Genomic DNA, 25,671 nt, shown 5'->3' with positions numbered 1-25,671 from the left:
TCAATTTTCCTGTGCACTTTCACGCTTTGTTTGCGCCTAGCTGAGTCGTTTCAATACGATGGTTTGATCAAGCTGCTGATGAAAAGGTTGATAATCGAGTCCCATATCAAAGAGATACTCTGTCACCAAGCTTCGCACGCACCCTTGCAATTCCTTTGCGCTCCAAGGTTTTTCAAAATAGTGACTCACCCCGGCGGTGTTGATAGCGGTGATGGTGTCGGTGTGGGTCGCTTGTCCAGTGAGCAATACTTTCTTGGTGTACTTAAATCGGTGGTCATTGGTGATCTCGGTTAACAGTTCTACCCCTGTCATTCCAGGCATAACATGATCTGAGACCACGACTGCGATAAACTCGCCCTGTGCATCAAGCTCATCCATTAGCTCCAGCACTTCCTCACCAGATTCACAATCTAACACCGTGAGCCATTGGTTGAGTGGCTCTAAATCCTGAACGACCGCACTTAATACTTCTCGTTGGTCGTCAACACAAATGACATTCAGCTTATCCATTGCTCTCTCCTAACGGTAACTTAACGCGAAAAATGGTGCGTGAAGGATCGCTTTTGACCACCACACTACCGCCATTTTCGCTGACGATTCTTTTAACGATGGCAAGCCCAAGGCCCAAGCCAAACGATAGACCACCTTTTTTGGTGGTGAAATTGGGCTGAAAAATTTTGCGCCGGGTCGGCTCATCAATCTCTGGCCCATTGTTTGCGATGGTGACCAAAATCCTCTGGTTGACCACCTTAGTGTGTATCTCAATCATCGGGTCGTCTGTGCTGCGCATCGCATCACACGCGTTTTTGATGATGTTGCTCCATACCTGAACAAATTCGGTCGAGGTGCCTTGAATCCTTGGTAATTGAGCAGGCCGCAAGTGCACATTCACTCGGCGTAAATCACTTTGCAGCAACGCAAGGGCTTTGTTGAGGGTGTCGTTGATGTCGAGCAGCTCCAGCGGCTCAGTGTCCGTACGCCCAAGCTGCTTCACCGATTTAACGATGGCAACAGAATGGCGCGCAGCACTGCGCAAATCGTGCATACCCCGCCCCATCTGCCAATATTTGAGCGCAGAGTCGACATCGCTGAGCCACTCGCTTGGCACCTCATCACTGGCCAACGCACGTGCGAGCGCACTGGCGGTTTTGCTATCAACGTGATAGCGCTGCTCGATGTTTTTTGCCAAACGGCGAATCTCTCGTGACGAGATCATTTGCCCTTGCCGCAAGCCAAAATCAAAGTGCGCCTTATAAGCAGGTTTGACCTCAGAAAGCAGTTCACTCAGTTCTTGTTGCAGGCGCTCCGTTTTACTACTGACAACACCAATCGCATTGTTGAGTTCATGGGCGATCCCCGCAGCCAGTTGACCCAAGGTAGTCATCTGCTCGGCGGTATGCAGCTGTTGCAATGCTTTTTCTTTGGCTAGCGCTTCTTGGGTCGCTCGGTGCTGGCGGCGATTAAGTTCATTGACCATCACCGGCATAAACTGCGCATTGAGCGGCCCCAACCGTTCAGGCTCCACCGCTGCCGTGGTACGATCAATCCAAGCCAGTTTGACGTCCGTTTTGCTGATGACCGTTGAGGAGGCCATCCACGTCCCGGAGAAAAAACTGTGCACGCCAATGAAGGCACTTGGCCCAGCGGTAAACACCTTAATGCGTTTGCCTTTGGATTCGGATTCAACAAACCCCTCAAGCTCACCTTCTCGAACATAGTAGAGCCGATCGTTACTGCCATTTTGTTGCAAGATCACCTGATTCGCCGCCAAATCAATTTGGCGTTCTGGATCTGAAAAATAGTGACAAATCAGCTCGTCCACGACGTTATCCAACATAGCCGACAAGATTTAAAATCCACACCAACACAAAGCTCAGTAACACGCCCACCACGCCAAGAATCACCCCAACTTTTGCCATCTGGTTACTCTGTACGTGACCGGTTGCGTGTGCGAGCGCGTTGGGCGGCGTACTGATGGGAAGCGACATGCCAAGGGATGCAGCGAATGTCACCACAAGAATCAAGGTCACTTCACCGCCCAATGGCGCCAGTGACGTCATCGAGGTGCCAAGTGCGGCCATAATAGGCATCAACAAGTTGGCGGTGGCGGTATGAGACATGAAATTCGCCATCAACAAGCAGAGCATTGCGGCGCCAAACAGGACAACGTAAGGAGAGAAAGCATCAAACGGAATACTGTGAACAACACTTTGTGCTAATCCGGTTTTGTCCAGCGCGAGACCGAGCGCAATACCACCGGAAACGAGCCATAGGACATCCCAAGAGATCTTCTTCAAATCTTCTTTGTTGATGATGCCGGTGAGCGAGAAGATCGCGACCGGAATTAGCGCCACGGTGTAGGAGTTCATACCGTGGCTAGAGCCCATCAACCACAATACAATGGTCAAAGTGAATGTCGCGTACACTAAGATTGCTTTCGGCGTCTTGAGGAATTTTCCTTTGATCGACAATTCAATGCGTTGCTGCTGCGCGCGATAAAGGCTGTTCATTAACACCCATGCGAGCGCCATCATCACCACGACAAACGGCACACCAAATGCCATCCACTCACCAAAACTGATGCTGTTCTCCCCCACCAGATACTTCAACGCGATCGCGTTAGGCGGCGTACCGATTGGCGTACCGATGCCGCCGATATTGGCCGCGACCGGAATACAAAGTGCAAACGCCACACGCGCTGGATCTTTGGGGCCAAACAGCGCAATCACCGGCGTTAAGATCGATAGCATCATCGCGGTGGTGGCCGTGTTGGACATAAACATGGAAAAGATGCCCGTGATCAGCATTAACCCGAGCATCACATACTTAGGATCATGGCCAAACGGTTTGAGTAATACTCGTGCTAAGTTCACATCCAACCGGTATTTGGTTGCGGCCATCGCCAAGAAAAAACCACCCAAAAACAGCATGATAATTGGGCTTGCGAAGGTCGCCATAATGTCAGAGTAGTTGAGTAAGGTACCAAAGTGCGCCTCACCCTCATTGGCGCGAAACCAATAAATACCCTTGTTGGAAACCAGCAGTAATTCCAACACAATAATCACCACTGACGTGGCATAGATGGGGATCGGCTCAAATACCCAGCACAACGCAGCCAGTAAAAAAATCGCCGTTACACGTTGTTGTACTAGCGTAAATCCGTCAAACGGGAAAGCGGACAGAGGTAAGGCGAGAACGATCAGTGGAATCACGATCGGTATAATGAATTTCAAGTACTTTTGCATGACACAGCTCATCCTGAGAATAATTTCTCGCCGCAGTATCAGGCTTTAGAAAGCTGACGACCCTAGTGTCGGATCAATCTTTTTGCAACTATACCAATGAGTTATTTGGAATGTGATCTAGAGCTCACTTTTCACGTGCTACGCGACAACGTGACTGACATCAAGCGCTCAATGTGCTGTTATCCGTGCTCGCCAGAAAAAAAACGTGCAGATTTAGCCACAATAAAATTAATTTCGTGACATTGGGGTGGTTAATTTAAAATTCAACAGCGATATTATTGCCATTTTTGCACATGTAAAATGACAAACGTGATATTTATCACATTTATGATTTCACGCAGAATACATTCCGTACAGAGAACAATTTCTCCCATGTGAACAAATTCTGAGGAAATCAAGATGAAAAAAGTATTATCAGTACTCGCCCTTACCACACTGACTTCAAGCATGGCTTTTGCGGCTAGCGACTACACACTGAACGTTGAACCTAACAACAACCAAGCGAAAGTTACCGTATTGAAAGATGGCCAACCGGTCAGCAACGTACCGGTTAAAGTCGTCGGCAACGGCACCAAAACTCACATTTCAGGCTCAAAAGGCACCTTCGTTGCGGCAAACTTGTTCGATAACGGCCGTACCTTCACCTTTGAACTGGTTGATGACAACGGCGAAGTCGTTCGCGAACAACGTTACCTCACTTCATTCTAAGTTAGACGGTTGCTGTCCACAGCTGTCTGCGTGAATCGTCACAGTGAGACGCGCCTTGTACGGCCAGTCTGCTCAGTATATCAAAACGCCCAGTATCAACTGGGCGTTTTTTATTGCTCGGACGTTATGGTTCGCTCTGCTTTCACTCAATCTACTTGGTGTATGTTAGCTAAAGTACTGCTCCCACACTGGCGGCGTCCCGATGACTTGCTGAGCAATATCAATAAAGGCTTTTGCCAAAGGCGAAACGTTGCGGTGAGTATACAGGGCGTAGACATCACCAAAAGAGGGCATGTGATAATCGGGGAGCAACTGAACCAACCCCATCTTTTCGATTTCTTTGGAAATCATAAACTGACCAATCATGGCATACCCCATCCCTGATTTAACGCTGTCTATCACTAACTGAGGCTCATTGACGCGATATGGCCCGGTCATGGTGAAGGTGTCCAAGCGCAAGTTATCTTTCGAGTGGATCTGCAATTTATCAATCACAATACTGCTGTTAGCGTAAATAACCGCAGGGAGGGCCACCAATTGCTCAGGGGTCTCAGGCAAACCATGCTGCTCAACAAACTCTTCAGACGCCACCAGCGCCAATTTGTTGTCCGCCAGTCGTTTCGCCACCATGGACGAATCGCGCATTGGGCCGATGCGAAACGCGAGATCAATGCGCTCTTTGATCACATCAACACGTAAATCATCCAGCACCAAGTTGACGGTCGCTTTCGGGTATTTCTCCAAAAACGCTTCCACCACCTTTTGAATGTACTTACGCCCAAACAGCGTGCTGCTTGAGATCCTCAAGTTGCCGACCGGCTCACTATGGTAAGACTCGGCAATTTGCTTGGTCTCTTCGAGCAGCGAACTGACTTTATTGGCTTGATCCACAATCTGATAGCCGACATCGGTTAGCGACAACGAACGGGTAGTTCGGTTGATAAGCCTTACCCCTAAATGCTCTTCAAGCTGTTTCACCTGCTTAGAGAGCACTGAACGGTCGAGATTGAGTCGGTCTGCCGCTTTGGCAAACGAGCCCGCTTTCGAGACTTCCAGCAACAGCTCCATCCTACTGGCCAAATCCATTCACACCTCTAATTATCTATCCACCATTCATTACGCCATAGTAGCGGAGCTACACAAAAAAATTAAGCCCGCCAAATGGCGAGCTTAATGTGTAGTCTTGATAAACCAAGTGCAAGTCGAAGGCGTTACACTTTGAAAAAGCCAAGTTCTTCTTTTTGCGTGACCGCGAGTTTTGACAGCTCAGCCGAGGCTTGCAGCGTTTCATCCACACCCGAGACGTTCTTTTGCACCAGATCATAGGCGTGAGTGGTGTTTTGGGAAATGTCCTCGGTGACGCTAAATTGCTCTTGCGCGGCGGTGGCCACTAGCGTGTTGATTTCAGAGATGGCGTCCACCGCGCGATAAATCTCTTCAAATGAGGCTTTGACGCGATCGGCGAGCTCGACTGACTCCTCAATCAACTCAACATTTTTGCTCATATTGTGCTGCGCCACATCAGATTGTTTTTGCAGCTTTTCAATGATCTCTTTGATGCTTACGGTAGAGTCTTGCGTTTTGGATGCCAAACTGCGCACTTCGTCGGCCACAACGGCGAAGCCTCGCCCATACTCACCCGCACGCGCCGCCTCAATGGCTGCGTTCAGCGCCAGCAAATTGGTTTGCTCTGAAATGGTATTGATGACTTCAATCACACTGCTGATCTCCAGCGCAAACTGACGCAAATCACTGACAATTTGCGCGCTGTCATTTACGGAGGCGCTGATAGAATCGGTCAAGGCGATATTTTTCTCCAGAGTCAGCTTACCGTTGGCGACATTCTCACGTGCACCTTTGGCAACCTCTTCCGCTTGCACCGCTTGCTGACTCACCTCTTGAGAGGTAGAAGACAACTCATTGATGGCTGTGGATATTTGCTCCATCTGCGCCAACTCTTGATGTGCGTTGGATTTGGTGTCATTCATGATGACGTTGAGCTGCTCAGACGCCGAGGAGACGCTTTCCGAGATGCCGTGTGTGTTCTTAATCAGCTCAGAGAGTTGCAGTTTGAGCTTGATCAGAGAGAGATAAATACCCGTCTCTTTGCCCGTTTGCGGGATCTCTTGACTGAAATCCCCTTTGGCCATCTCTTCCATCAAATGCGCAATCTCATCGGGCGTACCGCCAACCGGGACTAATACCAGTTTGTCGACCAACACAAACAGCACGCCAATCGCTAGCAGCAGACTCACAAAGCCTATAACAGCTGATGTGATCAATTGATCGTTCGCATTGCGCTCAATTTGCGCATCACGGATGAAGGTGACAAACTTCCATCCACTGACGTCCAGTTTTGTCCAAAAAGCGGTGAAGTCGGTCGCCTTACCATCCACGACTGCCTCGTATTGTAGGATCTGGGTATCCTTGTTGAATTGTTTATAGAGCGGGCGCTCTTGGTAGATGTCTTTTCCTAATAGATCTTGATACGGGGATAGCAAAATAGTGCCATCTTCACCGTATAGGAACATGTCATTGCGACCTTTGATTTTAGTCAGCAATGAATCGAGATAGATCGAGGTGATCACAGCCACTTGAGGATTGATTTTGTAGGCCAATACCACCACTTCTTTTTGTGTCACAGCAGAAACAAAAGGCGGCGAAACGAAAAATGTCTTCCCTTGTGTGAACAGTGCAGTGTAATAAGAGCGGCTGAGCTCTTTAACGTTGAAATCCATTTGGCGACCTTCCACGTTGTATATGCCGCCATCCACATCAATAATATACGCGCCCTCAATAAAAGACTGCTGTGTGCGATAAAGCATTTCCAACTGCGTCACCGCTTTGGTCGATAAACCTTGGTCAGTGATATCACCAACGCTCACCTTAACGCCCGACAAGACGTGTTGGTAGCCAGTAAACTTCTCAGTTAGGTAGGTTTCTACTGCAGCATTTTTCTCCATCAGCACTGTTTGGCTGAGAGCCACGCTCTCCTCTTTGAATGATAAAAATCCAGTCACCGTCAGCAATGCAACGATGACAACAATCATGCTGCCAATCGCCGCGGATATTTTCAGTTTGAATGAATTCACACTCATTTCCCTTTGTCATTATTGAAATATGCACTAAGGGTAAAGCGATGCTGCCAATCCTTTATTGATCGGGGTTAATCTTGATGCTGAAACTATCATTACGAGTGATAATTCAACCATTCAAATGACGGGGGAGTCTTGCAGCGTAGGTGGAATCTGCTAGGATGTGCGCCCTCTACTCGATAAGGTGTTCACCATGAATCGTAAAAAACGCATCAACCAGATTTTGAAGTCAAAACAGAAAAAAGCGAACGCTAAGCTGCACAAAAGCAACAAGCCGCGTTACATCTCAAAAGCCGAGCGCGCCAAGCTTGAAAACGAGGAAGAGAACGCAACCCAAGTATCAGATAATGAGACTGAGCAGAGCGTAGCCGATTCAGAATCAGCGACGCAGTAATAGATCGTGGTCGATGGCGATGAATCGATCACTCGCCTCTATCAAACTTTGCGCTGTCAGTGCCTCGACACCGTAAACGTCAACGGACGTATTAAAACGCTGCTTAATGCGCTCCAGTAACAAGGTAAAATCCCCATCCCCTGACAGCAGAACGACTCTATCCACTTTGGCCGCCGCCTCATAGACATCGAGCGCGATACCCACATCCCAATCCCCCTTCGCACTGCCATCTTGACGCTGGATGAAAGGTTTTAACTTCACATCAAACCCGATACCACGCAAGATGTGGTGGAACTGGCGTTGTTTAGGATCATGAGAAGCGATGGCGTAAGCATGGGCGATCGACACTTGACGCCCTTGTGTCGCAACGTACCAAAATTGGTTGTAATCGAAGTGAGCGCGGAACTGCGCGCGCGTGGTGTAATAGATGTTTTGCACATCCACAAAGAGTGCGATGGTTTCCATCAAGTGCATCCAACCTGGTGATTTAGCAATGGTTCGGCACTGTAACAGAATTCGATGAGGTTGAGAAATCGGTCTATTGGCAATAACAATAGCGGCAGAGAGCCCTGCCGCTATTGCTCGTCTAGCCAACGAGTTGTTAATTTAATACGGTGTAGCCACGGTTGGTCATGCAGTTACGCATCACGGTTTGGCGTTCAGCTTCATAGTTTTTCTGGTTTTCACGGCGATCTTTACTGCCACCAAGCACACCAACCGCTAAGCCCACGCCTGCGCCCTTCTTCGCACCTTCCGAACCTGAACCACCAGCGATTGCCGTACCCGCCGCGCCCAGCGCTGCGCCTTTGGCTGCACCACCGACAGCACCACGTGATTGGGTGTCTTTTTGCACTTGATTGGCCAACTCTTCACATTGATGCTTATCGTAGATGAAGTCTTTCTCATCAACGCCGTTTTTATCAATAATCAAATTGGCGTTTGCGCCGGCTGCCATGATAAGGGTGGCAAATAACGTGGTCATTCGTTTCATCGTTGCTCCAACAAAGCGTTCGCGTTTATTCGTTGTTAAGGAGAATAAGCAGCCCTGCGCCGCTTCACTAGGAATAACGATTATTCCGTCTTATTTTCTGGTGCAAACCAATGCAATGAACGATGCAATTGTGTGACGCTGCCGACCACAATCAGCGCGGGGCTCACGGCTTGTTCGCCTAGACTCGCCAGATCTGCGAGTTTACCCGTTAAGACACGCTGCTCTTTACGAGTGCCGTTTTCGATGATGGCGCAGGGCATGTCGACATCCATACCCTGCTCAATAAGATTGGCCTGAATGTGGCGACACTGTTTTAAGCCCATATAAAAGACTAACGTGTTGTTGGGCTGTGCCAGCGCGGACCATTGAATCTCTTGTCCATTCTGTTGAACATGACCGGTAATAAACTGCACGCTCTGGGCATGGTCTCGGTGCGTCAAAGGAATCCCCGCGTAAGAGGTCGCACCTGCGGCGGCGGTGATGCCCGGCACCACTTCAAATGAGATATAGTGTTCGGCGAGCGCTTCCAACTCTTCGCCACCACGGCCAAAGATGAATGAGTCACCACCTTTAAGGCGCACGACACGTTTTCCTTGCTGGGCTTTTTCGACCAAGATTTGATTAATTTGATCTTGCGGTACACAGTGAAAATCGAGCTGTTTACCCACGTAAATCCGCTCTGCCTCAGGGTTAGCGATGGCGAGGATCGCCTCTGACACCAATCGGTCGTAAACCAAGACCTCCGCTTGCTGGATAACTCGATACCCTTTCACTGTCAGCAAATCCGGATCGCCCGGGCCCGCTCCGACCAAAGAGACAAAACCACCTTGATTTGTGTTAACGGCGTTTGTAGACATAGCCACCACTCTTAAAAATTCACGATAAAAAGTGACAATCGCTCTATTGAAATCATCACTTGTTATCGAAATTCAGCCCCGCGGAGAGCGGGGCTGAGTGACATTATTTCGCGTTCAATACCGGAGTTGCTTGCGCGTTCGTCTCTTCTGCGTCAAGCGCTGGCGCTGTTTTCGCGTGAGTGAGATAGAGAGGGATGCAGGTAAACACAAGGCCACCGACAATGTTACCTAAAATCGTTGGGATTAGGTTAAAGTTTAACCATGTCGCGACACCAAAATCCGCACCCAGCATCATACCTAGCGGGAATAGGAACATATTTACTACTGCGTGCTCGAATACTAGCGCGAAGAAAATAAAGATAGGGAACCACATAGCGGCGATACGACCACTTAAACGGCGTGCGGTCATGTTACCAATCACACCGAGACACACCATGAGGTTACACAAAATGCCGCGCACGAAGCAGGTGATCCAACCATCCATACCTAATGATTCAAAACCCGCCGAGCGTGCTGTTGATGCATTGATGATGGTTTTAGCGACGGCGCCGCCATCATTGGTGAAGTTGGAGGTCAGTGACAGTGCAATGATGTAAGCGATGAAGATAGAGCCTACTAGGTTGCCTAGGCCAACAAGCCCCCAACAGCGAAGTACGCGGCCCCAGGTGATGCCTGGACGGTTCTCAAATTTCGCTAGCGGCGCCAAGCCAAAGACACCGGTAACCAAGTCATAACCCATGATACTCAAAATCACAAAGCCCACAGGGAACACCATCGCCCCCACTACACCCAACCCAGTTTGGGTAATCGTCGTGAGCGCCAGAACCACCGCCAGTGACAGGATAATACCCGCCATAAAGCCACGGATAAGTAAATCTCGCGTATGGGTGTTGGTTTTCGCTTCACCAACGTTGATCATCGTTTGCACGAATTCAGCAGGCTTGAAATCAGACATCATTGTCTCTCCATAAAGTTTAAAAATAAAAGTGAATAGGGAAAGGCTCCCAGCTGTCGCAGCCCTGCGCCAACAGGGAACCTTTAATCTATTGACTCTAAGAAAGAAAGTAAGCGATAACGCTAGCCCTCAATCTCTACCGCCCCTTTCACGACGCGGGCATTAAACGCTTTGACGCTGAAGCGCTCATCTTCCATACACACGCCCGTTGCTAGGTTGAAATGCTGCTTTTTCAGTGGACTTGCCACCCAAAGCTCGCCTTTGTGCTCACCGATAAGGCCGCGTGATAACACGTTGGAGCGCGCGAAGGGATCCATGTTGCTGATAGCAAACACCTCTTCCGCTTCTGACGGACGAAAGATTGCCACTTGTTGCTCCTTCACTAGCGCACATACGCCCGTGCCTGGGATGATGTCTGTGATGTCACATACTTTTTCAAATGCCATGATGACGACTCCGCTCTTATTCAGTCACTGCTACGTGAAGGATGTCGCCCTTCACCTCAGGGTGTTTTTCGGTGTAAGTGGCTGGGCGGTGCTGAGCACGCTCATCAACAAACACGACGTTGTTATCACGCTTATCTGAGTTGATGAAGTGTGAGAAGCGTTTTAACTGCGACTTATCGTTGATGGTATCCGTCCACTCGCAACGGAACGCTTCAACCAATTTCGCCACGTCCGTTTCTAGCTGTTCGTTGATACCCAGTTTGTCATTGACAATCACTTCACGCAGGTAATCAACGCCACCTTCCATGTTCTCTAGCCATACTGATGTGCGCTGGAGTGGCGCAGCCGTACGGATGTAGAACATCATGAAACGGTCGATGTACTTGATTAGCGTTGCTTCGTCTAGGTCACTTGCTAGCAGGTCAGCGTGACGTGGCTTCATACCCCCGTTACCACAGACGTACATGTTCCAACCTGCATCAGTCGCGATGATGCCAAGGTCTTTACCTTGCGCTTCCGCACACTCACGCGTACAGCCAGAGACACCGAACTTCATCTTGTGTGGCGTACGGATGCCTTTGTAGCGGTTCTCGATCATCACGCCTAGCCCAACTGAATCTTGAACACCGTAGCGACACCAAGTGGAGCCCACGCATGTCTTCGCCATACGCAGTGCTTTGGCGTACGCTTGACCGGTTTCGTAGCCTGCGGCAATCAGCTTCTTCCAAATGGCCGGAAGGTCATCTTTTTGCGCGCCAAATAGACCGATACGCTGCGCGCCCGTCACTTTGGTGTAAAGGTTGTATTCTGCTGCCACTTCAGCCAATACTTTCAATGCTTCTGGTGTGACTTCACCACCCGCCATACGAGGGATAACCGAGTAAGTACCGTCTTTTTGCATGTTACCGAGGAAATTATCGTTGGTATCGTGCAGCTTAACCTGTTGTGGTTTAAGGATGTGCTCACCCCAGCAAGAAGCCAGAATAGACCCGACTGCAGGTTTACACACTTCACAGCCATAGCCTTGACCATACTTCTCAAGAAGTTCATCAAACGTTTTGATCTCTTCGATGCGAATCAGGTGGAACAGCTCTTGGCGTGAATAAGCGAAGTGCTCACAGATATCGTTCTTCACTTCGATACCAGATTTAGCCAGCTCAGCATTAAGCACTGAAGTCACAAGTGGGATACAACCACCACAGCCAGTACCTGCACCGGTTGCCGCTTTAATGTCAGCAATCGTGTGATGACCTTCAGCAACGGCTTGTGCCACTTTGCCTTTCGTTACGTCAAAACATGAACAGATAACCGCACTTTCTGGTAGCGCGTCAGCGCCCAGTGTTGGCTTCTCTGCGCCTGCGTGCGCTGGAAGGATAAGCGTATCTGGATGTTCTGGTAGGTCGATTTCGTTGAGCATGAGCTGAAGAAGGTCGCCATAGTCAGACGTATCGCCAACCATTACGGCACCAAGAAGCTTCTTGTTATCTTCAGAAACGATCAGGCGCTTGTAAACTTCTTGCTCTTCATTTTGGTAAACGTAGCTCTTACAACCTGGAGTACGACCGTTCGCATCACCGATTGAGCCTACTTTCACGCCAAGAAGCTTAAGCTTCGCTGACATGTCCGCACCTTCAAACTTGCTGTCGTTACCAAGAAGGTGATCAACCGCTACGGTTGCCATTTTGTAGCCAGGAGCAACTAGGCCATAGAACATCTCATTCCAAGACGCACACTCACCAATCGCATAGATGTTTTCATCAGACGTTTGTGAGTAGTCGTTGATTGCGATACCACCACGCGGTGCAACCTCTAACTCCATTTGACGAGCGAGCTTGTCTTGTGGACGGATACCCGCAGAGAAAACAATAAAGTCAGTCTCAAGCTCAGTGCCATCGGCAAAACGCATCACGTTACGTGCATTTTTGCCTTCTGGTGCAATCTCAAGTGTGTTTTTGCTGGTGTGAACATTCACGCCCATGCTTTCAATCTTGTTACGAAGTTGATTACCGCCCGCTTGATCGAGCTGTTCAGCCATCAGCTTAGGAGCAAACTCGACAACGTGAGTCTCTACGCCCAATGCTTTTAGTGCGCCTGCAGCTTCAAGGCCAAGTAGACCACCGCCGATAACCACACCGACTTTGCTCTTCTTCGCACACGCTTCAATCGCTTTTAGATCTTCAATGGTGCGGTAAACAAAACAATCTTTGCTTTCACGGCCTTTGATTGGCGGTACAAACGGGAAAGAGCCCGTCGCCATAATCAGCTTGTCGTACTGAATTTCACGGCCAGAGCTTGAATAGACGGTGCGTTTGTCTCGGTTGACGTTAATTGCGCGCTCACCGAGCAAGACGTTGATCGCGTGTTTTTCGTAGAAACCTTCTTTAACGAGAGAGAGTTCTTGCGCGGTATGGTGAGAAAAGTAAGAAGAAAGGTGGACACGGTCATAGGCAACACGAGGCTCTTCGCAAAAAACCGTGATGTCAAACTGTGAGATATCCGTCTTATCGACCAAATCTTCCAGATAACGATGGCCAACCATGCCGTTGCCGACGATGACCAGTTTCAACTTGCTCATAATACTTCCTAAGAGTTAGGTGCTTATATCTGAGCGCATTGTTTATCGGTTGGTTGATTTATTTCATGACGTAAATCAATTCAAAAATCAAACTACCCTAAAGGGGTAGACGTGAACTAAAGTGAATTCAAACACCTATCTGCCATTTATGCTTTGAGATCACACTAACACTGTAACAGTGCACCTAATTTCATTTTCATTAGTGTGATCTTACTTCACGCCTGAACTTGATTAGTGAAATTAATGGCATAATATGTCTATTAATCAAACAAAAGTATAATAAAACAGCGGTTAACAGATGGCTTCAGGGAACGAACTCGATATTTTTCGACCGTCGCGGCAATTGCGACGGGCAACGTTATTTTGGCTTAGTTTAGTGTTGGCTGCCATGTCGATGCTGGTGGCCATTGTGAACGTCTATGTTGGACCGTTTTATACGCTTGCCTACATAGAAGCGATGTTTTGCACCTTCTCTCTTTACGTGGGTTACTGTTGCTATCATGGCAGGCACTCGAACACCTTAGCAGTGCTCTACATTTATAGCGTGGTGGCTATCATTAGCATCGCGACCTATAGCCACCCAGTCGCGCACGGTTTGTTTGTGTGGGCGTTCCTTTACCCTGTTCTCTTTTATCTGATTCTTGGTCGTCGACAAGGCTTCATTGCAACAGCGATTGGATTCTCTTTACAGTTGGTGATCATCTCTCAAAAAAACGGCGATACCGCCCTACTTGATTACTTCCACCTCTCGATTAACTTTGCGCTTGCCTTTGCCGCGGTGTGGGTGACTGCGCACGTCTTGGAGGTCAAGCGTAAAACCTCTGAAACCTCCTTAGGTCACTTGGCATCACGAGACGCTTTGACGGGTGTCTACAACCGCCATGCGTTGGTGCATAACTTCGAGCGTTATCGTCGTGAGAGCCAAACACTGCCTCTCTCGTTGCTGATCTTAGATTTGGATTACTTTAAGCAGGTCAATGACCAATTTGGCCACGATGTCGGAGATAAGGTGCTGATACAGACGGCGGCACTGATTGATGCCTTAAGCGATGAGCACCTGGTCTATCGCATTGGGGGCGAAGAGTTTTGTGTTGCTCTGCACAACACGGATTTATCGCAGGCGATGCATAAAGCCGAGCAGATTCGCGCCACGATTGAACGTGCAAACTTTCACTCTCGTGAAGAGCCGATTCATTTAACCGTCAGTATTGGGGTTTACCAGTGCGACCACTACCACGATCTTGAAAGTGTGCTGCGTGAAGCCGACAAAGAGCTCTATCGCGCCAAACAAAATGGCCGAAATCAGGTCATGGTATGCAATGAAGCGGCGGCCTCATAGGGCCGCTATTCTGCGGTGTCTGACTCATCGTCAAACACGACATTGTAGTTTTCTGTGTAAGTACAGTGAGGTTGACGGCTACAGGTAAAGAAACGCCGACCTTTGAACTCCCCTTGGCTGGCGATCTTGATGTTCATTGGGCTGCCGCAGCGTTTGCAAAAACGCACCTCTTTATCCGATTCAATCAGATCAATATGTGCGGCGAGCAATCGACGCAGTCTCCCGACTTGATAGCTGTGCTTGACCGATGCACCGATGAGCGGGATCCCGGCAGATTTACATACGTGCATCAACAGCTTCTGGCGCTCGACTTTACCTTTATTAAGCTCTTTGCCGTCATCAAGCTCAATCACGGCCCGCACATCCAAAGAGCGAGGATCGCACACCACATAGTCGAAATAGCTGCGCGCAATGCGGTTGTTGGCGATAAACCACTGCTTTTTGTCGGTGGCTTTGGGCGCTATCACGTTCGCCATGTTCACTTTACTCAACACCACCGCTTGCTGACCAACCGCGCTGATAAGAGCATTGTAAAACGCCGTCTCTTGCATGTTGAGTAGTGCGCCCTTGCGTTTGTAGGCGCTGTCTTTGAGCTCATCTTGCTTAAGAAATCGCTTTTGCACGATGAAAAAGAAGATCACTAGTATCGCAACAACGATGAAAACACTTTCCATTCCATTCACACCAATAGCTTAACTTTTCAATACTTTACCACAACTTCATTCCGCCGCAGCAGATTTGTAGCAGCGCTCAGGACGCCCGACCGTGCCGTAGTTGAGATCCGCCGTCAGCTCACCCGTACTGATTAAATGTTCCAAGTAGCGCCGAGCTGTGGTTCGGCTTGCGCCAATCTGCTCGCCCGCCTCATCCGCGGTCAAACTCTCGACTTGCTTAAACAGTGCACGAATTTTATCCAACGTGACGGCATCAATTCCCTTTGGCAATCGGGCCACATTGGACGTCGCGGGTGTGGATGCTTGCAGCATTTTATCCACTAAGCGTTGATCGATACCGTCACTGTGCGTCAGTTGTTGCTGCCTATCTCGATATTTGCTCAATGCCGCTTCTAAGCGCGAAAAGACGACGGGTTTGAGCAAGTAATCCACCACACCACCGCGCATCGCCTGTTGTAAGGTTTCAACATCGCGCGCCGCCGTGATCAAAATCGCGTCACACTGGCGCTGTTTTGCGCGCAATTCACGCAAAATATCCAACCCCGTTCCATCAGGCAAGTGAACGTCGAGCAGCACGAGATCGGGGGTCAGCAGATCGAGTTGCATGTCTGCCTCCACTTTACTTGTCGCGATACCAATAACCTCAAAGCCGCCCATCTGATCGAGATAACGTTGGTGAAGCTGCGCGATGGCTAAGTCATCTTCCACAATCATGATTCGAATCGCCGAACTCATCCTCGCTCTTCCTTTGGTAAATAGACTGTCATTCTGGTGCCAAAATCCTTGTTATCGGTAATATCTAACTGTCCGTGGTAACGTGTAGAGAGCTCATTCACTAAGTATAATCCGACCCCGCGATTGGATTGGTCTTTACTCGACACGCCGCGCTGAACGAGCTCCTCTTTACTTAGATGTGCCGGTAGGCCGCAACCTTGATCGCTCACCTCAAGAATGATCTCGTTACCATAATCACTGATCGACACTTCTATGATGCGCCTCGATTGGGCTAATTGCCCTTCTTGGCTAATTGCCTCACGCACGGCATCGAACGCGTTATCGATCAAATTACCTAAGATGGTGACTATGTCTTCGGCATTGATTCGCTTTGGTAACGGCTCGAGTCTTGTGCCTTCTTCTACCGTCAACTCTAATCCAAGCTCGCGCGCGCGCTCGGTTTTGCCAAGCAACATGCCCGCGATTAGCGGCTCTTTAACCGTCTCGCGTAAAAATTCGATTAAGACTTGATAATGCTCAGTCTCTTGGCCAATCAATGCAAGCACTCCCTCTAACTCCCCCATTTGCACCATGCCGCTGATGGTGTTGAGCTTGTTTCGATGCTCATGCGTTTGAGAGCGGAGCATCTCTGCGTACTCTTTGGTTTTGGCTAATTGCTCAGTTAAATCGGTGATGTCGTCACGCAAGCGGAAACTGGACACCGCACCGACCACCTGGCCATCCAATATAATCGGGCTGCGATTGGCAATAAGACGTTTATTATTGAGGTAAAGATTGATGTCGTTATCGGTGCGAGCAGTCGTCAACACAGTATGTAAGTCACTGTGTGGCAATACTTCACTGAGTGGCTGATTCAAACATGCCTGTTTATCCAAACCTAAAATTTGGCAGGCACTTTTATTGATTGAGCGCAGTTTACCGGCCCCATCGATACTCAAAATGCCCTCTTTAAGGGTTTCCAGTGTCACATCCAACTCGACATAAAGTCGGCCAATCTCTTCGGGCTCAAACCCCAATATCGCTTTTTGAAAGCGCCGTGATGCATAGCTAGAGACCAAGGCGTTCGCACCGACCACAATCAATGCCATCACAATCAAGAAGAACAGGAATGGTTCAATCCTATCTTGAAGCCGGTCAATCAAATACCCGACAGACACAACGCCGATGATTTCACCGTGCTGATTGAACACCGCCGTTTTACCCCGCACTGAGTAACCCAGTGACCCTTTGGCGAACGAGATGTACGCCTCCCCGTCGACCAAAGCGCGCTTGTTGTCACCACCGCGCATTGGCTTACCAATTCGATCATCGACTGGGTGCACCAAACGCATACCTTGCTTGTCGCCGATCACGATAAACGCGGCGCCAATCAACTGGGTCAAATCACGATAGCGCTGCTGACTTTGCACTTGGCCGGTTTCAATCATTTCAATCACAATCGGTGATTTGGCAAGAAAAGAGGCCACCCCAAGCGCCTTCAAGCCCATCTCTTCTTCTTGCGAATGCTTGATGTAAATAAAGCCGGCGGCCGAGAGCAAGAGCAATTCGATTAGCCCAGATAATGTCATGATCATCAGCATCCGTTTGCGAAAGCTGATACTGCTCCAATTCATACTTTTCCTCACTGCCGATCGCGTGTCGCTGCGATCAAGAGACCTTCCTATAATGAGACATTTTAAGGCTAACATCGATGCCAGTATTGGACGACTGGCGCTCATCCAAACTGTGAATTCCCCAAGTGAATTGAGATCAAAATGCTAATGACTTGGTGATTTTTTAGCCGCAAGGTTGCTTTTTTGAGTTCACTTCATGTTTATTCAGTTATTAACCTCCTTTTCGTTGATTAAGATCAAACCGTTTTTAGAACGTTTTATGCACTAAAACCGCATTTGTTTTGTATACTATTTGAACACTCAGTGGTAATCGTCATTGGCTAACCTGCAGCACACCGTTTAAAAGAAGCGACTCACGCACAAGATTCGATGCTGCTCAACAGATAGGAACGTTGGACATGGAAAAGGATATGTACGGCTTCTGCCTTTCAAAAGCGCTACTTTCAAACCATCTCACTGGTACGTTCACTCACGTTCGTGCTTATGAATCTTGCCCTTCTGGTGAACAAGATCGCATCAAACATGCCTACCCCCAATTGTCGGGTAAAGAGCTGCTTGCGACCATGAGCAGCTCGGATCGTCTGCGTTGGCGAGCCGAATTTGTCTGCTTAGACTCAAAATGATCGTCATTACTCGATGAATGCACCATACTTAAGAGAAACCATCCGGTTTCTCTTTTTGTTTCAATGCACTCTATCCACAACGAGAGGTGTAACATGACCCTTCATCCCCGTATTTTGGCGCTATTTGCGGTACTGATCTCACTGTTGTCAGGTTGTGTTTCGACACCCACCGGCATCGCGCCTGTCAATGAGTTTTCTCTCGAGCGCTATCTTGGCACATGGCATGAGGTTGCTCGGCTTGATCACAGCTTTGAACGGGGCCTCAGCCATGTCAGCGCACAATACTCGCTCAATGATGATGGCAGCGTGCAAGTGATCAATCGTGGCTGGAACGATGAAGATAACCAGTGGAAAGAAGCGATAGGTGTCGCCAAGTTTGTCGATGGAGAGGAGATTGGGCACCTCAAAGTCTCTTTCTTTGGACCGTTTTACGGCAGTTATGTGGTGTTCTATTTAGAAGAGGATTATTCAGCTGCGGTCGTCAGCGGTTACAATCGAGACTATTTATGGATTCTCGCCAGAGAGCCTGATTTGCCTACGTACAAGCTCAATAAATACGTCAGGATTGCCCAATCCGCTGGCTTTGACACAGAACAGTTACTGTTTCCTTTTCATGGTGACCTGAGCGAATAGGCCTTTTAGCACTGCGCGTAACTTGGTTTTTGTTGCCCTCCAGTGCGTTGAGGGAGTGGTGGGCGTGGTCGCGATAAGGTGCCGATAGGCACTCTCATCGAAAGTCACCGAGCCACCATGAGCAACGAGCAAAGTCTCTGGGTTTAGCTTGAAAACCCGCTCGACGGAACGCCGATAATAATTAGGATAAAAGATTGGAAAAGGTGAGATTAGGTGCTGTTTCACTTCCACCATTAAGTCCGCCACATAGAGTAGCCGTGTGGGCTCATGCCACAAAGAGAGGTCCCGATCAGTGTGGCCTGGCGTCTCTAGAATCGTCCAATCTGGAAATCCAGGTATCTGGTCCCCTTCGTTGACTACGCTATCAGGCTTGAGGTAACGGTCATACCAGAGGTTGACGCGTGCTTTTTTCATTCTGCCCGCTACCCATAATGCGAGTAGCAAGTCAGACAAAAACATCGCCCCACCCGACCACCCTTGATACCAATGGGTCTTTTTGTCGGCAGAAACTATCTGGCACCCCGTTAATGCTCTAAGACGATGCGCCGCACCCGCATGATCGGGGTGCATGTGTGTCACCACAACGACTTTCAGATCGCACAGAGGACGCGCAAGTTGCTGCTCAATGAACTGGCACAAGTAGGTAATGTCGGCTCGACTAGCGCCGTCAAGAAGCAAGAGTTTGTCGGGATACTCAGCGAGATAGATGGTTTGAATATAACCTTCAATGGTATGAATGTGCATAACGCTGCTAATTTAACAATGTATTCACATTATAAATTAGCAGCGTCTTACTCTTGGCAAAGAGTAAAAACTCTAAGCTGTGAGCCCAATCCTCTTTTTCAAGCCAGTAGCGAGACAGGTTGTGATCTTGCAAAGAGTACCCCGTTAACGGGCATTCAAACCTGTTTGCGCCGCCACTTGTTCAACGATTTTCGTGACGTTATCCGCCACCGCATGGAGCGTACTGAGCTCATCTTGAGTAAAGGGATGTTGCAAAATCGCTTGGGCACCATTTTGCCCGACGACGGTTGGCAAACTAAGCACAACATTGTCGAGGCCATAATCCCCTTGTATCAAGGTCGCAACCGGCAACACCGAGCGTTCATTGATCATAATGGCTTGAATAACCCGGAACACACTCGCGGCAATACCGTGTGTGGTGTTTTGCTTGCGCTTAAATATCTCGTAACCCGCTTGCTTGACCGATTCAAGCAGTTCATCCGCGCAAATACGAGGCATTTTGTGTGTATCGCAGTAATAATCTGCAGGTTGTCCGGCGATCGAAATTAAGCTCTTGGGGGTGAAGCAGTTGCTTCCATGCTCACCAAGAACATAACCGAAAACGTTTTTAGGATCTAAGTTGACGCGGTTAGCCACAATACTCATCAAACGTGCGGTATCAATCACACAACCGCTGCTGATCACTTTCTCCGCCGTGTAGCCAGTATTGGTTGTGATAAAGTGTGTGACAATGTCACAAGGGTTGGAGACCACGATGAGTATCGCGTTCGGTGCGACGCGCTCAACATTCCTCGCGATATCAACACCAATTTTGGCGTTGATTTCTGCCAAATCAATTCGAGTCTGCCCCTGCTTAATCTGCGCGCCCGCGGTAATCACGACAATGTCTGCGCCAATCAAACTGAGATAGTCATCGGTCGGCACAATGTGGGTATTTTTTGTGAATGTTAGCGCGGCAGTATGGCGAAAATCGAACGCTTCCCCTTCCGCCCTTGCTAGATTCTGATCCAACAACACCAGTTCACTAATACTGCCCAATGTCAGTAGATAATTACAGACACCCACACCCACTGCGCCAGCGCCGATCACTCCGATCTTCATGCTCTCTTCCTTGTTCCAATCAAATTTAGTGCTCTGGGCGTATTCTAATCGTCTGAAACCTCTTTTTTCCAATTTAATTTTATCTTCAAATTAAATATTAGATAAAAATATCGTTAATGGCATAAAAACCAGTAGAATTAATCGCAATCTGTTGAAAGAGCGAGCACAACTTAGAGATCAAAATGACTACCACATCCACTCAATGACGCGTATTCTCAGACCAAACAACTTCGTTGAGAATCAGATATGCTCATTATTGGCCACCGCGGCGTGGCAGGACACTATCCAGAAAACACCACCGCCAGCATTCAAGCGGCGATAGATCTTGGCCTTACTTGGGTTGAAGTCGATGTGCAGCCTTGCAAAGACGGTCATCTCGTCGTGTGTCACGACCATACTGTTGACCGTTGCTCAAATGGTACAGGCAGAGTCGACACCTTGACCCTCAGTGCGCTCAAACAGCTCAATTTTGCGGCGCGCCATGAAGGTCAAGTGACACCACAAACCCTGTTAACCCTTGAAGAGCTACTGACACTTATTGAACCCAGCGACATCAAGCTGAATATTGAAGTGAAAGTTGATACCCACGACGCCCAATCGGTATGCGCGCTATTGGCCTCTACGCTCAATGCGACCTCAATACCGCTAGAGCGCATTATTTTGTCGAGTTTTAGCCATGACGTGATGCGCGAGTTAGCAAAGCAAATTCCTCAGTGTCGACGCGCTTTACTTACCGAGCGATTGAAGCGCAAGGATTGGCGACTTCTCAAAGAGGTGGAGGCGACAGGCTGCAATATTGGCGCAACATGGGCGACCAAGTCTACCGTCTCAAAACTACAAGATGCCGGGTATGAAGTGTGGTGCTACACCATCAATAATCCGAAACGACTCAAACACCTTTCTCAATTGGATGGTATTTTTAGCGACTATCCAGAACGTTTTCTCTAGCACCTCTTCTCACCCTGTTCGCCTCTACTTGGCCTCCTGCTGAGTAGAGTGAGTCACCCATCACATTTTCTGCACCTTTTCAAAGCTCTCATTCAACCTATCAAACCAATATAATTTAACTACTTATCAGATAGTTAGAAAACAACCCCCTTTTATTAACCTACCTGACCCGCTCATTTTGCGCGCAAAAAATGCTTGCGTCTTCGCCACAACAAAACTACTGTATACACATACAGCATGTATGAAAGGACAGTATTATGATTTCAGTTCAAACACCTCGTCACGGCTACTCAAAGTTTAATGTGTTGGCTCAGTCTACCCAGCCTCTGTCTTTGGATGACACCAGCCTTGAACGACTGGCTGATCTGTCACAGCAGAAACAGTGGATTCTATTTACAGGTAAATGCCCACGTCCAGATTTTGCTCAACTGTCCTCACATCAAGTGCGTTGCAATCAAATCATCCACATGAAGCCATCGCAAATTCAGTCGGAAGTCGATATTGTGACCAAAGCGATTCAATCAGGTAACGCCAGTGCGGTGGTTGCCTCAAGTGAGCTCTCTCTTATCGAACAGCGACTATTGAAAGAACTGGCCAAGCAACATCAGTGTGAAGTCTTTTTTGTTGATGCGTCTATGCATCACTACCACTAAATCGAAACCTCACTGCTTCGCCTCCTATCGTTGTGATAAGAGGCGTTTCTTTTCGCGGTTTCTTGATTTGAAACCAAGGCCTAACTCATTCAACTTAAAAACAAGCAAACGTTTGCTTTTTATCTGGAACAGAGAAAAAGTTCTGGTATCATGCTCTGCAAATGAAGGGCCTTCATGGCTTATCAACCATTTTTGACAAATTATAGGAATGTCTAAATGAGTCTCGCAGAACAAGTTCTCGCCGTTAATGACGATCTTCCCATCCGCACTGATAAACCGGTTCACAGTGGTAAAGTCCGCTCTGTGTATTGGCTAACCGAAGCCGATAGCCGACGCCTTATCGAAGAAAAAGGTTACGACGTGTCGCCTGACGCACCACTAGCAATTATGGTGATCAGTGACCGTATCTCCGCGTTTGACTGCATTTGGCACGGTGAAGGGAATCTAAAAGGCGTGCCAGGTAAAGGGGCGGCGTTAAACGCCATCTCCAACCACTGGTTCCAACTGTTTAAAGACAATGGGCTCGCAGACAGCCACATTCTCGACATTCCTCACCCACTGGTTTGGATCGTGCAAAAAGCCAAGCCCATCATGATCGAAGCCATCTGCCGCCAATACATCACCGGTTCAATGTGGCGTGCTTACGAAAAAGGTGAGCGCGAGTTTTGTGGTATCACACTACCTGAGGGCTTAGAGAAAGACAAAGCGCTTCCAGAGCTACTTATGACGCCATCCACTAAAGGCATTCTGCGTGGCATCCCTGGTGTACCAGAAGCGGACGACGTTAACATCAGTCGCCGTAACATTGAGGAGAACTTTGCCGCGTTTAACTTCTCAAAGCAAAGCGACATCGCGCTTTATGAGAAGCTACTCAGTGAAGGCTTTGGCGTTATTAGCTCTGCGCTAGCGAAAGTCGGTCAAATCTTTGTTGATACCAAATTTGAGTTTGGTTACGTCACCGACGCGGCGGGTCAGGAAAAAGTCATCTACATGGATGAAGTGGGGACACCGGACTCTTCACGTATTTGGGATGAAGCGCAATACCAAGCCGGCAATATTGTCGAGAACTCAAAAGAAGGTTTCCGCCAATTCTTGCTAAACCACTTCCCTGACCCAGACATCTTGCTCAATAAAGATCGCATGCCTGAGCGTGAAGCCCTAGCTCGTGATAATGCCCTTCCTCTCTCTGCGTTGATGGACATCTCAAAGACCTACACAGGTATCGCAGAAAAGATCACCGGCAAAGCGATTACGCTCAGCGATAATCCTAAGCAAGAGATCATCGACATTCTTGCCGCAGACTACGGTCTCATTGACTAAGTGACCTGTTCGACTGAAACGACAACGCCCAGCTAAGCTGGGCGTTGTTTTATCTTAACAATGATATCTCTACTTAGTGGCTTTTCATCTCATCGCTTAGAGCTTAAAACGCTTTATCTCTTGTTCAAGCTCAAGTGAGAGTTCGGAAAGCTGTCTTGCTTGCGCCGCAGCGTCATGCGCTTCATCGGCTAATTCATTGGAGACATCACGAATACCAACCGTATTACGCGTGATTTCTGACGTCACCGAGGCTTGCTCTTCTGCCGCTGAGGCGATCTGAGTCGCCATATCGCTAATACGCTCGACCGCATGTTGAATATCAGTGAGGCTGTGTGCCGCCAAATCCGCGTCTTCAACACTGGTTCCCGCTAATTGTCCACTATCACGCATGATGCCCACCGCTTTTAGCGTGGTGCCTTGCAGCGTCTCAATCATGTGTTGGATCTCTTTGGTCGATGAGTGTGTGCGTTGGCTAAGCACGCGCACTTCATCGGCAACGACCGCAAACCCACGACCCTGCTCACCAGCGCGAGCGGCTTCAATGGCCGCATTCAAGGCGAGCAAATTTGTCTGCTCTGCGATATCTTGAATCGTCGAAAGAATGGTATTGATGCTGTTGCCATGGACTTCTAACTCTTGAATGACTTTTGTCGCCACTTGAACTTCATTAGCCAGGTTCTGAATCGAGCTTTGCGTTTGCACCACTTGTTTACCACCTTGCATACAGGCTGACACCGCTTGGGTAGAGTTCTGCGCTGTGTGGTCCGCGTTGCCGGCAATTTCTTGCGTCGCGGCCGCCATCTCGTTGATGGCTGTGGCGACCATGTTGATCTCATCTTGCTGCAAACGAATTCGTTCACTTCGCTGCGCGGCATTTCGTGCTGTGCTTTTCGATTGCTCAGACAATGAGGCAGACACAAGGCTCAGCTTCGATACCATCGCATGCATATTGCCGACAAACGTATTAAAGTTTGCCGCCAGTTGACCCACTTCATCGTCACTTCTTGGCTCTAGACGCTGAGTTAAATCCCCTTCGCCTGACGCAATGGCTTCCAACGCGGTCGACACGCGCACTAAGTCGCGGAATAGGAAGCTCACCAACCAAGAGACCAGTGCGATGACCACTGCCGTGATCACCAGTGACGTCACCACCAGCTTGATCATCAACTGATTGAGCGCCGCTTCTTCAGTCGTCACATCCATTTCAATAGCAAAAATCCAAGGAGTGTGGGCAACGGATTTGAAATAGTACAGCTTCTCTTGATTGCCTTGATGTAATCGATGTATCGATCCCTCGTCTGCTGCTTGTTTGATGTCTTGCAAAGATAATCGGTCGAACAACTGACTGACCGGTTTGAGCAGCAAGGTTTTATCAGGATGAGCGAGGAAATTACCATCTTGTGTATCAATCAACATCGCGTGCGCATTTTTGCCTACATTAAGGTTGATGACGTCGTTAATCAGCTGATCAATCAGCACATCGGCGCCAACCACGCCGAGTAGCTGCGTACCCTGCGTAATCGGCTGAGCGATCGTCACAAGCAGCGCATTAGTGATTGCATCTTGGTAAGCCGTGGTGATCATCTGGCGTCCTGCATTCTTGGCATCGATATACCAAGGTCTGACTCGCGGATCGTAGTCGGCACGATTGCGCTCAGGGTGAGAACGGAACATCTCTCCTTTCGGTGTGCCGTAGAAAATGTCGTCGAAGCCACCAGCATTGCTTGCTTGTTGCAGATAAGGCACAACATTCTCTTCGCCCACGTATTGATTGAAGGCAGACGCAATATCCTTACGGATCGCTATCCAGTCGGCAATACCTGAGGTCGCCGCATTGGCGATACTTTCTGCACGGTCTTGTACACCTTGATGAGTTTGATTGGCAAGTTGCTGGGCAGACAGCCAAGTCAAGACGCTGGCCATCAAAACAACGGCCGACAAACTAGCAATAATGAGTTTTTGTTTGAGTGATAACTTCATGGTTCGCATTGAGTGAGTAAATAAACATCGCGCGCATTCTAT

Annotated in this window: 25 protein-coding genes; 8 read left to right on the top strand and 17 right to left on the bottom strand. The window is 48.7% G+C overall.

Going from position 1 to position 25,671, the window contains the following annotated elements; all coding sequences use genetic code 11:
- Nucleotides 1–36: 36 nt before the first annotated feature.
- Genes AC6R1A_RS15010 through AC6R1A_RS15000 form a run of 3 tightly spaced genes read right to left on the bottom strand, consistent with a single transcriptional unit; the run spans nucleotide 37 to nucleotide 3,245 of the window.
- Nucleotides 37–510 carry a response regulator gene (locus tag AC6R1A_RS15010; RefSeq protein ID WP_500633346.1) on the bottom strand — a complete coding sequence of 158 codons (474 nt, stop codon included), beginning with the start codon at nucleotides 508–510 and terminating at the stop codon, nucleotides 37–39.
- Nucleotides 503–1,837, bottom strand: coding sequence for an ATP-binding protein (locus AC6R1A_RS15005; RefSeq protein ID WP_500633395.1), 1,335 nt, complete (start codon nucleotides 1,835–1,837; stop codon nucleotides 503–505). The genes AC6R1A_RS15010 and AC6R1A_RS15005 overlap by 8 nt, the downstream gene beginning before the upstream one ends.
- Entirely contained in the window at nucleotides 1,827–3,245 is a 1,419-nt protein-coding gene (locus AC6R1A_RS15000) for an SLC13 family permease (protein ID WP_500633345.1), read from the bottom strand. The genes AC6R1A_RS15005 and AC6R1A_RS15000 overlap by 11 nt, the downstream gene beginning before the upstream one ends.
- A gap of 399 nt (nucleotides 3,246–3,644) precedes the next feature.
- On the opposite strand from AC6R1A_RS15000, the gene AC6R1A_RS14995 reads away from it, so the two are divergent.
- Nucleotides 3,645–3,953 (top strand): hypothetical protein, encoded by a 309-nt coding sequence (locus AC6R1A_RS14995; RefSeq protein WP_487903459.1) that lies wholly within the window; start codon nucleotides 3,645–3,647, stop codon nucleotides 3,951–3,953.
- Between the two features lie 165 nt (nucleotides 3,954–4,118).
- Here the strand turns inward: AC6R1A_RS14995 and AC6R1A_RS14990 are convergent, their stop codons facing one another.
- Nucleotides 4,119–5,039: a LysR family transcriptional regulator gene (locus tag AC6R1A_RS14990; protein WP_500631129.1), complete on the bottom strand. Its 921-nt coding sequence runs from the start codon at nucleotides 5,037–5,039 to the stop codon at nucleotides 4,119–4,121.
- A gap of 125 nt (nucleotides 5,040–5,164) precedes the next feature.
- Nucleotides 5,165–7,051, bottom strand: a complete 1,887-nt coding sequence (locus AC6R1A_RS14985; RefSeq protein ID WP_500633344.1) for a methyl-accepting chemotaxis protein — start codon at nucleotides 7,049–7,051, stop codon at nucleotides 5,165–5,167.
- A gap of 190 nt (nucleotides 7,052–7,241) precedes the next feature.
- On the opposite strand from AC6R1A_RS14985, the gene AC6R1A_RS14980 reads away from it, so the two are divergent.
- Nucleotides 7,242–7,442: a DUF2986 domain-containing protein gene (locus AC6R1A_RS14980; protein ID WP_500633343.1), complete on the top strand. Its 201-nt coding sequence runs from the start codon at nucleotides 7,242–7,244 to the stop codon at nucleotides 7,440–7,442.
- Here the strand turns inward: AC6R1A_RS14980 and AC6R1A_RS14975 are convergent.
- The 6 genes from AC6R1A_RS14975 to nirB form a co-directional block, all read right to left on the bottom strand.
- Nucleotides 7,428–7,907, bottom strand: coding sequence for a LabA-like NYN domain-containing protein (locus AC6R1A_RS14975; protein WP_500633342.1), 480 nt, complete (start codon nucleotides 7,905–7,907; stop codon nucleotides 7,428–7,430). The genes AC6R1A_RS14980 and AC6R1A_RS14975 overlap by 15 nt on opposite strands.
- A gap of 136 nt (nucleotides 7,908–8,043) precedes the next feature.
- Nucleotides 8,044–8,433, bottom strand: a complete 390-nt coding sequence (locus tag AC6R1A_RS14970; protein WP_500633341.1) for a glycine zipper family protein — start codon at nucleotides 8,431–8,433, stop codon at nucleotides 8,044–8,046.
- A gap of 80 nt (nucleotides 8,434–8,513) precedes the next feature.
- A complete protein-coding gene (gene cobA, locus AC6R1A_RS14965) occupies nucleotides 8,514–9,290 on the bottom strand; it encodes a uroporphyrinogen-III C-methyltransferase (RefSeq protein WP_500633340.1) in 777 nt (258 codons plus the stop codon).
- A gap of 103 nt (nucleotides 9,291–9,393) precedes the next feature.
- Nucleotides 9,394–10,248, bottom strand: a complete 855-nt coding sequence (locus tag AC6R1A_RS14960; protein WP_500631132.1) for a formate/nitrite transporter family protein — start codon at nucleotides 10,246–10,248, stop codon at nucleotides 9,394–9,396.
- Between the two features lie 119 nt (nucleotides 10,249–10,367).
- The gene (gene nirD, locus AC6R1A_RS14955; RefSeq protein WP_334552280.1) at nucleotides 10,368–10,691 is read right to left on the bottom strand and encodes a nitrite reductase small subunit NirD; all 324 of its coding nucleotides are present in this window, start codon (nucleotides 10,689–10,691) and stop codon (nucleotides 10,368–10,370) included.
- Between the two features lie 16 nt (nucleotides 10,692–10,707).
- Entirely contained in the window at nucleotides 10,708–13,266 is a 2,559-nt protein-coding gene (gene nirB, locus AC6R1A_RS14950) for a nitrite reductase large subunit NirB (RefSeq protein WP_500633339.1), read from the bottom strand.
- A 298-nt stretch (nucleotides 13,267–13,564) separates the two neighbouring features.
- On the opposite strand from nirB, the gene AC6R1A_RS14945 reads away from it, so the two are divergent.
- Nucleotides 13,565–14,605 (top strand): GGDEF domain-containing protein, encoded by a 1,041-nt coding sequence (locus AC6R1A_RS14945; protein WP_500633338.1) that lies wholly within the window; start codon nucleotides 13,565–13,567, stop codon nucleotides 14,603–14,605.
- Nucleotides 14,606–14,610: 5 nt separating this feature from the next.
- On the opposite strand, the gene AC6R1A_RS14940 is transcribed toward AC6R1A_RS14945, so the two are convergent.
- The 3 genes from AC6R1A_RS14940 to AC6R1A_RS14930 are packed head-to-tail and all read right to left on the bottom strand — an operon-like array spanning nucleotide 14,611 to nucleotide 17,627.
- On the bottom strand, nucleotides 14,611–15,279 hold the full coding sequence (locus AC6R1A_RS14940) for a DUF2726 domain-containing protein (protein WP_500629772.1): 669 nt from the start codon (nucleotides 15,277–15,279) through the stop codon (nucleotides 14,611–14,613).
- Between the two features lie 45 nt (nucleotides 15,280–15,324).
- Nucleotides 15,325–16,014, bottom strand: a complete 690-nt coding sequence (locus tag AC6R1A_RS14935; protein WP_500633337.1) for a response regulator — start codon at nucleotides 16,012–16,014, stop codon at nucleotides 15,325–15,327.
- The gene (locus AC6R1A_RS14930; protein ID WP_500631137.1) at nucleotides 16,011–17,627 is read right to left on the bottom strand and encodes an ATP-binding protein; all 1,617 of its coding nucleotides are present in this window, start codon (nucleotides 17,625–17,627) and stop codon (nucleotides 16,011–16,013) included. The genes AC6R1A_RS14935 and AC6R1A_RS14930 overlap by 4 nt, the downstream gene beginning before the upstream one ends.
- 398 nt (nucleotides 17,628–18,025) lie before the next feature.
- Here AC6R1A_RS14930 and AC6R1A_RS14925 point away from each other — a divergent pair, with 398 nt between their 5' ends.
- The gene (locus AC6R1A_RS14925; RefSeq protein ID WP_500631138.1) at nucleotides 18,026–18,250 is read left to right on the top strand and encodes a hypothetical protein; all 225 of its coding nucleotides are present in this window, start codon (nucleotides 18,026–18,028) and stop codon (nucleotides 18,248–18,250) included.
- 93 nt (nucleotides 18,251–18,343) lie between these two features.
- Nucleotides 18,344–18,883: a lipocalin family protein gene (locus AC6R1A_RS14920; RefSeq protein WP_500631139.1), complete on the top strand. Its 540-nt coding sequence runs from the start codon at nucleotides 18,344–18,346 to the stop codon at nucleotides 18,881–18,883.
- Here AC6R1A_RS14920 and AC6R1A_RS14915 read toward each other — a convergent pair.
- Both AC6R1A_RS14915 and AC6R1A_RS14910 read right to left on the bottom strand, forming a co-directional pair.
- On the bottom strand, nucleotides 18,848–19,627 hold the full coding sequence (locus AC6R1A_RS14915) for an MBL fold metallo-hydrolase (RefSeq protein ID WP_500631140.1): 780 nt from the start codon (nucleotides 19,625–19,627) through the stop codon (nucleotides 18,848–18,850). The genes AC6R1A_RS14920 and AC6R1A_RS14915 overlap by 36 nt on opposite strands.
- Nucleotides 19,628–19,771: 144 nt before the next feature.
- Nucleotides 19,772–20,728, bottom strand: a complete 957-nt coding sequence (locus AC6R1A_RS14910) for a lactate/malate family dehydrogenase (RefSeq protein ID WP_500633336.1) — start codon at nucleotides 20,726–20,728, stop codon at nucleotides 19,772–19,774.
- A gap of 246 nt (nucleotides 20,729–20,974) precedes the next feature.
- Between AC6R1A_RS14910 and AC6R1A_RS14905 the strand changes: the two genes are divergently transcribed.
- From AC6R1A_RS14905 to AC6R1A_RS14895, 3 genes are all read left to right on the top strand, one after another.
- Complete coding sequence (locus tag AC6R1A_RS14905; protein ID WP_500627666.1) at nucleotides 20,975–21,676, top strand: glycerophosphodiester phosphodiesterase; 702 nt, start codon at nucleotides 20,975–20,977, stop codon at nucleotides 21,674–21,676.
- A gap of 260 nt (nucleotides 21,677–21,936) precedes the next feature.
- Nucleotides 21,937–22,329, top strand: a complete 393-nt coding sequence (locus AC6R1A_RS14900) for a hypothetical protein (RefSeq protein WP_500633394.1) — start codon at nucleotides 21,937–21,939, stop codon at nucleotides 22,327–22,329.
- Between the two features lie 216 nt (nucleotides 22,330–22,545).
- Nucleotides 22,546–23,649 (top strand): phosphoribosylaminoimidazolesuccinocarboxamide synthase, encoded by a 1,104-nt coding sequence (locus AC6R1A_RS14895; protein WP_500633335.1) that lies wholly within the window; start codon nucleotides 22,546–22,548, stop codon nucleotides 23,647–23,649.
- A 96-nt stretch (nucleotides 23,650–23,745) separates the two neighbouring features.
- On the opposite strand, the gene AC6R1A_RS14890 is transcribed toward AC6R1A_RS14895, so the two are convergent.
- Entirely contained in the window at nucleotides 23,746–25,629 is a 1,884-nt protein-coding gene (locus AC6R1A_RS14890) for a methyl-accepting chemotaxis protein (RefSeq protein ID WP_500633334.1), read from the bottom strand.
- Nucleotides 25,630–25,671: the final 42 nt, after the last annotated feature.

The organism is Vibrio sp. R10-SG3-ISO3 (genome assembly GCF_059834225.1).
Note: the sequence above shows the minus strand (reverse complement) of the source record. Positions and strands in the feature narration are given on the sequence as shown.